Raw genomic sequence first — 13,066 nt, forward strand, 5'->3', positions numbered from 1 at the left:
TGAACAGCGCGGCATCATGCCATAAGGCGTTTATCCCTACGATATCGCGGTTGACATCGTGCGTAGCGTCTCGCAAATTTGACGATTGATGGCATAGGGAGACGCCCTGATAGCTAATCTGCTCAGAGGTTATGCTAAAATATTGCCTCTTACGGCTTTCATTCGGACAATTATGATGACGGGACTCTCCGGCAAACATATTGTGCTCGGGATTAGCGGAGGTATCGCCGCCTATAAATCTCCTGAGCTGGTACGCCGCTTGCGCGACAGAGGCGCAGAGGTACGCGTGGTGATGACTCACGCGGCAAAAGCGTTCATTACGCCACTCACATTGCAGGCCGTCTCGGGCTACCCCGTCTCTGATGATTTACTCGATCCGGCAGCAGAAGCAGCGATGGGCCATATTGAGCTGGGTAAATGGGCTGATTTAATCATTATGGCCCCAGCCACGGCAGATTTACTGGCCAGAGTGGCGGCGGGTATGGCAAATGATTTGCTGACCACTGTTTGTCTGGCAACAGCGGCTCCTATTGCGGCCGTACCCGCCATGAATCAACAGATGTACCGCGCCGCTGCCACCCAGGCAAACCTACAGACGCTCGCCGAGCGTGGCATGTTATTATGGGGGCCAGACAGCGGCAGCCAGGCGTGTGGTGATGTTGGCCCAGGCAGAATGCTGGACCCACTGGAAATTGTCGCGCTGGTGCATGATCATTTTTCTGCAAAACAAGACCTGCAACATTTGAGCGTTATGATTACTGCCGGGCCAACCCGTGAAGCACTTGATCCGGTGCGCTTTATCAGTAATCAAAGTTCGGGCAAGATGGGCTTCGCGATTGCGCAAGCCGCTGCCGCCAGAGGGGCTGCTGTCACTCTGGTTACCGGGCCAGTAAATTTACCAACACCTGCGGGCGTAGACCGTATTGATGTTATTAGTGCGCTCGAAATGGAGCAAGAGGTCAATACACGGGCAGCGCAGCAGAATATTTTTATTTCTTGTGCCGCAGTAGCCGATTACCGCGCAGAACACGTTTCTGACGAGAAAATAAAAAAACAAGGCGACGAAATAACACTTAAGCTGGTGAAAAATCCAGATATTGTCGCGGGCGTCGCTTCAATGGTTAAAAATCGCCCATTTGTTGTTGGATTTGCTGCCGAAACCCAGAATGTGGAAGAATACGCGCGACAAAAACTGGCGCGAAAAAAACTAGACCTTATTTGTGCCAATGATGTATCGCTCGCAGAACATGGTTTTAACAGTGACACCAATGCTTTGCACCTTTTTTGGCCGACTGGCGAGAAACGTTTACCGCTCAGCGATAAATGTCTCCTCAGTCAGCGTTTAATAGACGAGATTGTCAGCCGTTATGATGAAAAAAATCGACATTAAAATTCTGGACTCACGCGTTGGCAACGAGTTTCCTTTGCCTACTTATGCTACTGAAGGCTCTGCCGGGCTGGATTTGCGTGCCTGTTTAGACGAAGCGGTAGATTTACTGCCGGGGCAAACCACTTTATTACCTACCGGTTTAGCGATTCATATCGGTGATAGCGAACTGGCTGCCGTCATCCTGCCGCGCTCTGGTTTAGGGCATAAACACGGTGTGGTACTCGGTAATCTGGTTGGCCTTATCGATTCCGATTATCAGGGACAATTGATGGTATCGGTATGGAACCGTGGTCAACAACCTTTCACCATTGAGCCAGGTGAACGTATCGCCCAAATGGTATTTGTTCCCGTAGTACAAGCAGAATTCAATTTGGTTGAAAGTTTTGACCAAAGTGAACGTGGTACCGGTGGGTTTGGTCATTCTGGACGCCAATAACCTACCCTAGACCTAAATATCGTAAAAAAGCTATCACATAAGCCGCCGGGGGTTGGTACCCAGTGCGGCCGATATTTGGGTTTTTGTTATTAAGTCATTTTTAGCAAGGGTCTACTCGGACATGGCAGAAAAAGAAAATACGAAAAGGAACAGGCGCGAGGAAATTTTGCAGGCTTTAGCGCAGATGCTGGAATCCAGCGATGGCAGCCAACGCATTACCACCGCTAAACTTGCCGCGAATGTGGGGGTTTCTGAAGCAGCACTTTATCGACATTTCCCCAGTAAAACGCGGATGTTTGATAGCCTGATCGAGTTTATTGAAGATAGTCTGATGTCCCGCATTAATTTGATTCTGCAAGATGAAAAAGAGACGTTCAATCGCCTCCGACTGATCCTGCTGCTGGTGTTAGGGTTTGCAGAGAAGAATCCCGGTCTAACCCGAATCATGACAGGCCATGCGCTGATGTTTGAACAAGATCGTCTGCAAGGGCGAATTAACCAGTTGTTTGAACGAATTGAAGTACAGCTACGTCAGGTTCTGCGCGAGAAAAAACTGCGCGATGGGCAGGGTTTTATCCATGATGAGGCGTTATTGGCAACTCAACTGCTGGCGTTTTGTGAAGGGATGCTCTCACGCTTTGTCCGCTCCGAGTTCCGCTATCGACCAACCCAAGAGTTTGATGCCCGCTGGCCCCTGATTGTGGCTCAATTGCAATAAGCTGCAAAGCCATTGTGATAGCTTATATAAAAAGGGCCAAACAGCCCTTTTTTGTATTCTTGGTTGAGGAAACCTTAAACGCCGTACTGTTCGCGATAGTGACGTACAGCCGCCAAATGGCTCGCCATTTCGGGTTTCTCCTCCAAGTAACCGATCACATCATTCAGGGTAACGATAGAAATCACTTTGCAGTGATAATCTCGCTCCACCTCCTGAATCGCTGAAATCTCACCACGGCCACGTTCCTGACGGTCCAATGAAATCATCACACCAGCCAGAGTCGCGCCCTGCGCATTGATAATCTCCATTGATTCACGAATAGCAGTACCAGCGGTTATCACATCATCCACCAGCATAACTCGCCCTTGTAGCTGGCTCCCCACCAGGCTACCGCCTTCACCGTGATCTTTTGCTTCTTTACGGTTAAAGCAATAGGGTACATCGCGCTCATGATGTTCTGCTAAGGCAACAGCCGTTGTGGTCGCGATAGGAATACCTTTGTAGGCCGGCCCGAACAACAGATCGAACTCCACACCACAATCCATTAAGGCAGCGGCGTAGAAACGCCCGAGTTTTGCCAGATCCAGCCCGGTATTAAACAATCCTGCATTAAAGAAATAGGGGCTAATTCGCCCGGACTTCAGGGTAAACTCGCCAAACTTCAACACCTGTTTGTTAAGCGCAAACTCGATAAACTCGCGCTGATAGGCTTTCATTGGTACTTCTCCTCTCCGAATTATGACGATTCTCGTTAATTGCGTTGTTTACTAATTCGATACCCAAATTGCAGGCAAAAAAAAGGCGACTAGCAAGTCGCCTTAATTAATTTATTGTGCCAACGCCACCTTCTGCGCCTGGAAAATAGTCTCTATCCCCCCACGAGCCAGAGCCAGCAACGCCAAGAGTTCTTCGTGGCTGAACGGTTCGCCTTCTGCGGTGCCCTGCACCTCAATCATCCGGCCATCTTCCATCATCACCACATTCATGTCTGTTTCTGCCGCAGAATCCTCTACGTATTCCAAGTCGCAAAGAGCTTCACCTTTCACGATGCCAACAGAAACCGCTGCAACCAGCCCTTTCATCGGGTTCGCTTTCAATTTGCCACTGGCTACCAACTTATTCAGCGCATCGGCTAAAGCCACACAAGCGCCACTAATTGAGGCGGTACGAGTACCGCCATCAGCCTGCAATACATCGCAGTCTAAAGTGATGGTAAATTCGCCCAGTTTCTTCAAATCAACTGCGGCACGCAAAGAACGCGCGATCAGACGTTGAATTTCTAACGTGCGGCCACCTTGTTTACCTTTTGCGGCTTCGCGCGCGTTACGGCTATGGGTGGAACGTGGCAACATGCCATATTCAGCGGTTATCCAACCCTGCCCTTGGCCCTTTAGAAAGCGCGGAACACCCTCTTCGACCGTGGCGGTGCACAAGACTTTGGTATCACCAAACTCAACCAACACTGAGCCTTCAGCGTGTTTTGTGTAATTACGGGTCAGGGTCAATGGGCGGACTTGTTGTGCTGCTCGGTCTGCTGGACGCATGGGCTTTCTCCGGCTTTAAATCGATATTGGTCGCGCATTATACGGCCTTAGTGATGTAATGCCTATCCTGCCTGCGACTCGGAGGCTATAATCGCTGCATCTTTTCTTTAAAACGGGTACGCAATAATGATCCGCAGCATGACCGCTTACGCTCGGCGTGATATTAAGGGTGAATGGGGTAGCGCAGCCTGGGAGCTGCGTTCCGTTAACCAACGCTATTTAGAAACTTATATTCGCTTGCCTGAACAGTTCCGCGGCTTGGAACCGGTCATCCGTGAACGTATTCGCAACCGTCTAACCCGTGGCAAAATCGAATGTAACCTGCGTTTTGAACTGGATGCCAACGCACAAAGCTCGCTGGTTCTTAATGAAAAACTGGCAAAACAATTAGTTGAGGCCGGTAACTGGGTCAAGATGCAAAGTGATGAAGGCGAAATCAACCCAGTGGATATTCTGCGCTGGCCGGGTGTCATGGCCGCAGAAGAACAAGATCTGGACGCAATAAGTACCGAGCTAATGCAGGCTTTGGATATCGTGTTGGATGACTTCATTGTTTCTCGTGAAACCGAAGGTGCGGCACTCAAGGCACTGATAGAACAGCGTTTGGATGGTGTCAGCGCCGAAGTTATTAAAGTACGAGCTCATATGCCAAACATCTTGCAGTGGCAGCGTGAGCGCCTGCTGAACAAGCTGGAAGAAGCACAAGTTCAGTTGGAAAATACCCGTCTGGAGCAGGAGTTGGTGCTAATGGCGCAACGTGTCGATGTCGCTGAAGAGCTGGATCGCCTGGAAGCGCACGTTAAAGAAACGCACAATATTCTGAAGAAGAAAGAAGCTGTTGGCCGCCGCCTTGATTTTATGATGCAAGAATTCAACCGCGAGTCGAATACGCTGGCATCAAAATCTATTAATGCCGAAGTCACCAACTCAGCCATTGAGCTGAAAGTACTCATCGAGCAAATGCGCGAACAGATCCAGAATATCGAGTAACTGTATTTACTCATCAGTTTTACGTGAGCCCGGAGAAGTCCGGGTTTTTTATTACTCGGCCTGTGCCAAATGATATAGTGAAAAGAGCCTCCCCTCACCATCCAATTCTGCGCGGCGGGATTTTGTTCATTCACATCCATACCTAAACAACCTGAAAGTACCAAGAGCATTTAATATGATTATCGCTAATATCTACGATCAGGTATGAATAAATTACACATATACTTTAATCGTTGGGCGCTCCGGATAGAGTCATGCCCTATAGGTCAGGATGATGATTACCACAGGGAAGGGCAGCTATAGCCTTTCTAAATCTCTGACGAAGGTAAGTAAAAGACACATATACACTTTTAGGGGATCGCATATGTTCCAAGACCAAGACACGTCGATCCTCAATACCTACTTTGGTACTCATAGCCCTTTTTGGCGGCTTGCTTTTGATAGCCAGGCTCTGGAATTGTCTGCAATTAAAGGGACAACAAATATTGCGATTCCCCTTAATTCAGTTCAAACCATGAAAATCCGCAGCTTAACTGGTATTACTTCCAGTCTGCATGTTGAGATTGAGATATATGGTAATCCACTACATTTGCATCTTGTTGGCCGTAAAATTAACGACAAAGAGTGGGGAGGCACCGCTTCTGCCTATGCCGATACCGAAGCGGTCGCTCGCGATTTAGTGATGGGGCTTTCCTTTGCTGAGCAGGTGGTTTCTGAAGCCAATTCCGTTATTGTTATTCTCGATAAAGATGGTTTTGTTCAACGTTTTAATCGCCTGAGCGAAGAATATACTGGGAAAAAAGAACAAGATGTTATTGGTAAAAATGTCTACGACTTGTTTATGACGCCCAAAGAGGCCGCATCATCACGCAAAAATATTGAACGGTTCTTCCAACAAGGAGCATCTTATGAAGTTGAACGTTGGGTTAATACCGTAAAAGGAAAGCGTCTCTTCTTATTCCGTAATAAGTTCGTTCACAGCGGTAGTGGAAAAAATGAGCGTTATCTAATCTGTTCAGGTACAGATATTACGAAAGAAAGGCGTGCCCAAGAGCGGCTCAGGATCTTGGCTAATACCGATATGATTACTGGCCTGCCGAATCGCCACGCTATTCATGAGCGCATTAACAGTGCAATTCAGACACGCTCTGATACCTCAGTAGGTATTATTTATCTCGATCTCGACAACTTCAAAAAAGTGAATGACCACTACGGCCATATGTTCGGTGACCGGTTACTGAAAGATGTTTCATTAGCTATTTTAAGTTGTTTAGATGATAACGAAATGCTTGCCAGACTGGGTGGTGATGAATTTATTGTTCTGGTCGAAAATGCTACCTTAAGTAAACTTGAAGCAACGGCACAGCGAATTCTTACCCGAATGAAATTACCTTTCCGGATTGGGTTAATAGAAGTGTATACAGGTTGCTCTATCGGTATAGCACTATGCCCGGAACACGGGGATACATTGGAAAATATAATCCGTAGTGCAGATACCGCTATGTATACCGCGAAAGAACATGGAAAACAAACCTACTCAATTTTCTCACAAGAGATGAATAAAAAAGTCTCTGAATATATATGGCTTGATACCAATTTACGTAAAGGTCTGGAACAGCATCAGTTAAAAGTCTTCTATCAGCCCAAAATATCCAACAAATCCGGTAAAGTACACAGTGTCGAAGCATTAGTTCGTTGGCATTCGCCTGAGCGTGGTTTAATTGCTCCGGGTAAATTTATCTCTTATGCGGAAGAGTCAGGATTAATTGGGCCATTAGGCAAATGGGTACTGCAAACCGCGATGCAACAAGCTGTTGATTGGAAAGAACGTGGGATCAATCTAAGAGTTGCAGTCAATGTTTCTGCCCGCCAATTAATTGATGAAGCTATCGTAACCAGCTTTATTGAATCACTTGAGGTCAGTAAGTTAGAGTCCAGTTTAGTCGATGTCGAGCTAACTGAGAGTTGTTTAATTGAAGATGAAAGTGCAGCTATCAACATCATGAAACAGTTGCGGCACTTGGGTGCTCAGGTTCATCTGGATGATTTCGGCACTGGCTATTCTTCACTATCACAATTAGCTCGTATTCCTATTGATGCTATTAAGCTGGATCAAAGTTTTGTTCGCGATATTGATAATAATCCTATTTCACAATCTTTGGTGAGAGCCATTATCGTGGTCGCTGAAGCACTCAAGATGCGGGTAATTGCGGAGGGTGTCGAAACCAAAGGAGAAGAACAATTCCTAGATTCTATCGGTGTTGATGAAAAACAAGGATTCTTTTACGCCAAACCAATGCCCGCAGATGAACTGGAGCATTGGCTGGTGACGCAACACCTTTCACCGAATTAACGGCTTAACGGCTTAACGGCTTAACGGCTTAAATAACACGCTATATCGCTTTAGGCATAACAGAAGTATGCCTATCCTGTAACAGGACTAATCGCTCAATATAAGCAATATCTTTTGGCTCAATTGAAAAAGCAGAATCAACCCAATCCTCAGTAATATCCATTAGCTCCGAACGCGTTAATTGTAAAACACGCTGGCGTACTCTCATCATCGCACGCATACCATTTAGTTTTGGTCGGATCGTATCGATAAAAGTACGGGTTGCAATATACGCATCACCCGGCTGAAATAGCTTATCGACTAACCCTCGGCTCTCATACCATTCAGCGGCATGAGATTCACCAGACCAAATCAACTGTTCAGCTACTCTCATTCCTGCTTTCCTGGCAACAAGCGAGTATCCCCCCATACCAGGAAACAAATTAAACGCAATCTCAGGAAATCCCATTCTGGCGGTGGTTTGGGCCAGAACAAAATGATGAGCCAGCGCAGCTTCAAATCCCCCCCCTAATGCACTGCCTTCAATCATCGCAATTGATATAGCCCCAGTATCAAACCCTCTAGAGGCTGCGTGCACACAATCAACACAAGCGCGTGCATACGCCATTAGAGCCTCTCGTTTGTGATTCCTAATCATTTGTGCAAAAAAGCTTAAATCACCTCCAACATTAAACATATTTGGCACCACCGAGCCAGTTACCCAGAAATCAAAAGGTAATTTCGACTCCTTAGCGGCCTGAGCCAATGTCATAATATTTTCGATTAGCTCCAGATTGAAACAAGGGCGTGGATTAGCACGAAGTAGCATCCATAGGGTATGGCGATCTTCTTCATAATAAGCCGATATTTGAGATAAGTGCCCGGCCTCGGTGAAAGGGCGGCAACTTGGCAAATTAATCATATTCATATTCCATCCAATGAGTCAGTTGAACACATAAAGAACTATTTCTGCCTATTCCCCCCTTACGGAAGAGCTAAATTGGCCCTGATAGGCTGATTTAGGCTGGCAGATAAATAGTGAGTCACCCGATGGATAAATGATGAAAAAAACTGAATACTATGGATAAATACTCACTGTGTTTTATCCCTGATGGATTTTTTATGCTGCAAATTTTGCATTTTCTTTTGGCGTTAGCCGCTATTGCAATACTGGCCTTGCTTGTCAGTCGTGATCGTAAGAGTATTAGACTACGTTTTATCTTTCAGTTATTAGTTATAGAGATTACTCTCGCTTATTTCTTTCTACATTCAGAAAGTGGGCTGAGTGCCATACAGTATTTCGCTGGATTATTTGAAGCCTTAATGAAGTTTGCTGCTATAGGCACTAGCTTTGTTTTTGGCAACATGAATGAACTAGGCTTGGCATTTATATTCCTTAACGTTCTTTGCCCTATCATTTTTGTTTCCGCGCTGATTGGTATTTTGCAGCATTTTCGTATATTACCGTTGATTATCAGGGTGGTCGGTACGCTCTTGTCTAAAGTAAACGGTATGGGGAAATTGGAGTCGTTTAATGCTGTAAGCACTCTGATTCTGGGGCAATCAGAAAATTTCATTGCCTACAAAGGGATTATTGCCGATATCTCACCACGCCGAATGTACACAATGGCCGCTACAGCAATGTCGACAGTATCTATGTCGATTGTCAGTGCCTATATGACGATGCTGGAGCCAAAATTTGTAGTTGCCGCATTAATACTGAACATGTTCAGTACATTTATCATACTCTCTATTATTAACCCGTATCCGGTGGCAGAAGAGCCTGAATTAAAGTTAAATAAGCTCCACGAAGATCAAAGTTTCTTTGAGATGCTTGGTGAATATATCCTGGCCGGGTTTAAAATCGCCATGATTATAGCCGCAATGTTAATTGGGTTTATTGCTCTAATTTCTGCCGTTAATGCTTTATTTAGTGCTTTATTCAGTATCAGTTTCCAAGAAATTTTGGGATATCTATTTTATCCTCTGGCCTTACTGATTGGTATTCCAGCTCAGGATGCATTAAATGCTGGTAGTATTATGGCCACTAAGTTAGTAGCAAATGAGTTCGTCGCCATGATCGAGTTGAAAAAAGTTGCAGCCGAGATGTCGCCACGAGGTTTGGGTATCCTTTCGGTCTTTTTAGTCTCTTTTGCTAACTTTGCTTCAATTGGAATTGTAGCTGGTGCCATTAAAGGGCTGAATGAGCAGCAAGGCAATGTGGTCTCACGATTCGGATTAAAACTGGTATACGGTGCAACATTAGTTAGTTTACTTTCTGCTGCCATTACAGGGCTTGTCTTGTAACAAACTTGTTCGCAACGCATAAAGACAATGATAACACTGGCCTTTTACCTCACCTTTGGAGATAAAAGGCCAGCAGCTCTGGCTCAATACCTACGGTTAGAAATCCACACAAACACGAGTATCAACCCGCATAACCGATTCTTGAGCAAACAACTGTTTATAGCGGGTACGCAAAGTTTCAATGGCAGTTTCTTTGTCATCTTTATGGATAAGCACCAGCGCCTTACTGTTTTCTTTGGTTACAGTGCCATCATTTCCCAACCATTGCCCTTTAGCATCAATAACTGTCAGGCCCTCTTTGAAGAGGCTAGCCACATCATTATCAACAAAAGACCGCCATTCAGTGGATGAAATAACTGGGCCATGAGGCCGGTTCAAACCAAAGTAGAGCATCGTTTGTGTCATCTGTTGGCCTTTAGTACATATTTGAGCCGGTACTTTAGTGGCTGTAATTTCATGGTGCGCATGATCAACACAACCACTCAATAACGCCCCGAAGATAACAATACCGGTAAATAATAGCGTTCTATATTGAAAATAACTAACCTGTTTTACCATGAAAAAACTCACCGAAATAAAAGACAAACAGAGAGAAAAATTACCATCCACTGACTAACTCTGCAATCGAACAGAAATAATCACTACAGGCTATAATCAAGCGGTTACAATACGAATAAACGTGATTTATTTGCAATTTTAATAATGTTATATTGTTTATATAAAATTAAATTAACCAAATATATCAATAAGATAATAAAATAAAAGATTAGTTTAACTAATCTAAATTGTATAACTTAGAAAATCTCAGTCGCGACAGCCTGGCTTAGTGATTACCATGCGGTCTTTGTTGTCGGTTAAAATTTGACTCATTATGCTACTCAGTGTTCTTTATATTATTGGTATTACCGCTGAAGCCATGACTGGGGCACTGGCTGCTGGTCGCCGTCAAATGGATATGTTTGGCGTTATTATTATTGCATCAGCAACCGCTATTGGTGGCGGGTCGGTCAGAGATATGCTGCTGGGCCATTATCCACTTGGCTGGGTAAAACACCCTGAATATATTGTGATTGTTGCCATTGCCGCAATAGTTACAACCTGGATGGCCCCACTAATGAAACACTTACGCCACCTATTTTTAGTACTTGATGCTATCGGCCTAATTGTTTTCTCGATTATTGGTGCACAGATTGCTCTCGATATGGGCCACAGTACCATTATTGCCGCTATTGCCGCAGTGATTACCGGCGTCTTTGGTGGAGTGCTGCGCGATATGTTTTGCAACTGTATTCCTTTAGTCTTTCAAAAAGAGATCTATGCCGGTATCTCGTTTGCCGCAGCCTGGATTTATATTGCACTGCAATATACGCCGCTTTCCCATAACTGGGTCGTGATCATTACACTTGCGACCGGACTAAGTGCTCGATTACTTGCTTTAAGGTTCCGGCTTGGCCTGCCGATATTCAAATACGAGCACCCGGACCATTAAGCTTTTCCCATAGAGATTGTTACTCTATGGGATGAAAACCTGCGATATGCTGTTTTGATAAGAAATTAGACATAACTTGTACCTCGTGGTGATGCAAGAAATGCTTAATCTGTTTTGCCCGAGCCTGCCCGATACCGGCCATTGAGGTCCATTCAGCCATGCTCCGTTCCAGTAAAATTTGCCACTGGGTCTCATTCAGCCCCTTAAGTGGAAATCCTAATGCCTGTAACCAATCGGAAAAGGGTTTCTGCCTCGTTTGCTGAAACTGCTGATAGATTTTTTCAGCCCGCTTATGCCCTATTCCCGGAACGCCAGCAATCTGCTCGGTTGTGAGTGACAGCCACCCCACCAAGTCGTTAACAAGCCCCTGTTGGATCAACGGTTGCCAAAGCCCACCACTTACATTTTTAATATCCAGCCCTTGTGGGCCACTGAGCCATATTAAGCGTGATAAAAACTGTGCCTCACATGCCTGCGGTAAGGGCCGAAAACAGCTCCATTGATGGAGTTGATGCCAATCTGGCGGAACTACGCTATCTCTCTGGGTGGCACGCCAGATAACGTTTTCCAGCCGCGGAATTCCTTGCCCAGCCAGAGCAATAGTGACTTGGTCACCTAACGTAATATCCCGTTGCTTCCAACGAGCAATAGTGCCGACATTGACTCGCCTAACCCATTTATCATCAATTTTGATTGGTGATACCTGTAAAACAACGCTGCTTCTACCTGTGCGGCCTATCGTAAAATGAATATTTTCAACTTCGGTAACTTGCTGTTGAGGTGGATATTTCCATGCAACGGACCACGGGCCGGGCGTTGCCTGCCAATAACGACCTGCGGGTTCTTCTTCCTGCCGAATAACGATTCCATCCGTCACAAACGGCAGTGGTGATTTAAACCAAAACTGACGCCATCGGGTAACATCCATACTTGAAGTAACAGATTTACTGTATTCAGCAGTCAGGGGAAACCCCATTATTCGTAATAGCCTCCCCTTCTCCACAATACTTTTAGGGCCGTCAGGCCATGCCCAAATCAAAATACCCAGTTGGGGCAGTAGTAGAGAAGGAGACTTACGCATTAGAGCGCCCGCAACAGAAGCTCTGGCATTGACTCCACCGGATTGTGCTTGTTGATGACCTTCCATTTTCAAAAATAGCTCCCCTTGTAGAGTTAACAACGGGGGAGCAGCCACAATGAATTGAGGAATGGCAGAAATAAATGTCGCTTTGTCAGTCCAGTTTTGACCTTTTAACCCATTTCCCCGACTGATAAGTTGTGTCAGCTCTCCATTGACATAAACCAGAGATACAGCAACACCATCTACTTTTGGTTGTACCCAGAGATTTTTCCGCCCTTTCATCCAGCTAACTAGCGTAGCTTCATCTTTAAGTTTTTTTAGCCCAGTATGAGCAACGGGATGTGAAAACTGCCCGTTACCCAGGATTGGCTGCTTATTCTCCTGCTGACCATGTGGCAGATGACATAATTGCCATTGATGTAACTTCGCCACCAATTGATCATAAGCATCATCCGCAATCGGGCTATGACCTTGCTGATGATAAGCTATGTCCCACTTATCTAACTGTTTCGTTAATTCTTTAATCTCCAGTGTCATCCTGTCGGATGTCCATTCAGGGCAACCAGATTCCGCTCTGACGCCCCACGTCATGCAAACCAAAATAAGTAGGCTTATTATCTTTAGATTCTGTGTGTTCATTGGTGTCCTTCCTTGGTCGCAGGAAGTAAAACGTAAAATACTTCATCCGTCGAAGGCCAAAAGAGAAAAATGCGTAGACTGCCGCTAAATACATTTAGCGTTGCTGTAATAAGCTGAAATTACGCAATACTCCCCGCAAA

12 protein-coding genes are annotated in these 13,066 nt (G+C 45.5%); 7 read left to right on the top strand and 5 right to left on the bottom strand.

The window, feature by feature from the left end:
- Positions 1 to 172 precede the first annotated feature (172 nt).
- The 3 genes from coaBC (at position 173) to slmA (ending at position 2,544) form a co-directional block, all read left to right on the top strand.
- The gene (coaBC, locus tag AT01_RS11900; RefSeq protein WP_042547298.1) at positions 173 to 1,390 is read left to right on the top strand and encodes a bifunctional phosphopantothenoylcysteine decarboxylase/phosphopantothenate--cysteine ligase CoaBC; all 1,218 of its coding nucleotides are present in this window, start codon (positions 173 to 175) and stop codon (positions 1,388 to 1,390) included.
- Complete coding sequence (gene dut / locus AT01_RS11905) at positions 1,368 to 1,826, top strand: dUTP diphosphatase (protein ID WP_042547299.1); 459 nt, start codon at positions 1,368 to 1,370, stop codon at positions 1,824 to 1,826. The genes coaBC and dut overlap by 23 nt, the downstream gene beginning before the upstream one ends.
- Positions 1,827 to 1,947: 121 nt before the next feature.
- Positions 1,948 to 2,544 (top strand): nucleoid occlusion factor SlmA, encoded by a 597-nt coding sequence (gene slmA, locus AT01_RS11910; RefSeq protein WP_004705097.1) that lies wholly within the window; start codon positions 1,948 to 1,950, stop codon positions 2,542 to 2,544.
- Positions 2,545 to 2,618: 74 nt separating this feature from the next.
- Here the strand turns inward: slmA and pyrE are convergent, their stop codons facing one another.
- On the bottom strand, positions 2,619 to 3,260 hold the full coding sequence (gene pyrE / locus AT01_RS11915) for an orotate phosphoribosyltransferase (protein WP_042547300.1): 642 nt from the start codon (positions 3,258 to 3,260) through the stop codon (positions 2,619 to 2,621).
- A gap of 111 nt (positions 3,261 to 3,371) precedes the next feature.
- Entirely contained in the window at positions 3,372 to 4,088 is a 717-nt protein-coding gene (gene rph, locus AT01_RS11920) for a ribonuclease PH (RefSeq protein WP_042547301.1), read from the bottom strand.
- A gap of 126 nt (positions 4,089 to 4,214) precedes the next feature.
- Here rph and AT01_RS11925 point away from each other — a divergent pair, with 126 nt between their 5' ends.
- Together AT01_RS11925 and pdeR are read left to right on the top strand one after the other, a co-directional pair.
- Positions 4,215 to 5,078 (top strand): YicC/YloC family endoribonuclease, encoded by an 864-nt coding sequence (locus tag AT01_RS11925; protein ID WP_042547302.1) that lies wholly within the window; start codon positions 4,215 to 4,217, stop codon positions 5,076 to 5,078.
- A gap of 364 nt (positions 5,079 to 5,442) precedes the next feature.
- Entirely contained in the window at positions 5,443 to 7,431 is a 1,989-nt protein-coding gene (gene pdeR, locus AT01_RS11930; RefSeq protein WP_042547303.1) for a cyclic di-GMP phosphodiesterase, read from the top strand.
- Positions 7,432 to 7,471: 40 nt separating this feature from the next.
- On the opposite strand, the gene AT01_RS11935 is transcribed toward pdeR, so the two are convergent.
- The gene (locus AT01_RS11935) at positions 7,472 to 8,338 is read right to left on the bottom strand and encodes a crotonase/enoyl-CoA hydratase family protein (RefSeq protein ID WP_042547304.1); all 867 of its coding nucleotides are present in this window, start codon (positions 8,336 to 8,338) and stop codon (positions 7,472 to 7,474) included.
- Positions 8,339 to 8,532: 194 nt separating this feature from the next.
- Between AT01_RS11935 and AT01_RS11940 the strand changes: the two genes are divergently transcribed.
- A complete protein-coding gene (locus tag AT01_RS11940; protein WP_042548607.1) occupies positions 8,533 to 9,717 on the top strand; it encodes a NupC/NupG family nucleoside CNT transporter in 1,185 nt (394 codons plus the stop codon).
- 96 nt (positions 9,718 to 9,813) lie between these two features.
- On the opposite strand, the gene AT01_RS11945 is transcribed toward AT01_RS11940, so the two are convergent.
- On the bottom strand, positions 9,814 to 10,275 hold the full coding sequence (locus tag AT01_RS11945; RefSeq protein WP_042547305.1) for a DUF3574 domain-containing protein: 462 nt from the start codon (positions 10,273 to 10,275) through the stop codon (positions 9,814 to 9,816).
- Positions 10,276 to 10,588: 313 nt separating this feature from the next.
- Between AT01_RS11945 and AT01_RS11950 the strand changes: the two genes are divergently transcribed.
- Positions 10,589 to 11,206, top strand: a complete 618-nt coding sequence (locus AT01_RS11950) for a trimeric intracellular cation channel family protein (RefSeq protein ID WP_004704189.1) — start codon at positions 10,589 to 10,591, stop codon at positions 11,204 to 11,206.
- A gap of 19 nt (positions 11,207 to 11,225) precedes the next feature.
- On the opposite strand, the gene ligB is transcribed toward AT01_RS11950, so the two are convergent.
- Positions 11,226 to 12,926, bottom strand: a complete 1,701-nt coding sequence (gene ligB / locus AT01_RS11955; RefSeq protein WP_042547306.1) for an NAD-dependent DNA ligase LigB — start codon at positions 12,924 to 12,926, stop codon at positions 11,226 to 11,228.
- Positions 12,927 to 13,066: the final 140 nt, after the last annotated feature.

The organism is Yersinia aldovae 670-83, assembly GCF_000834395.1.
Taxonomy (GTDB): Bacteria; Pseudomonadota; Gammaproteobacteria; order Enterobacterales; family Enterobacteriaceae; genus Yersinia; species Yersinia aldovae.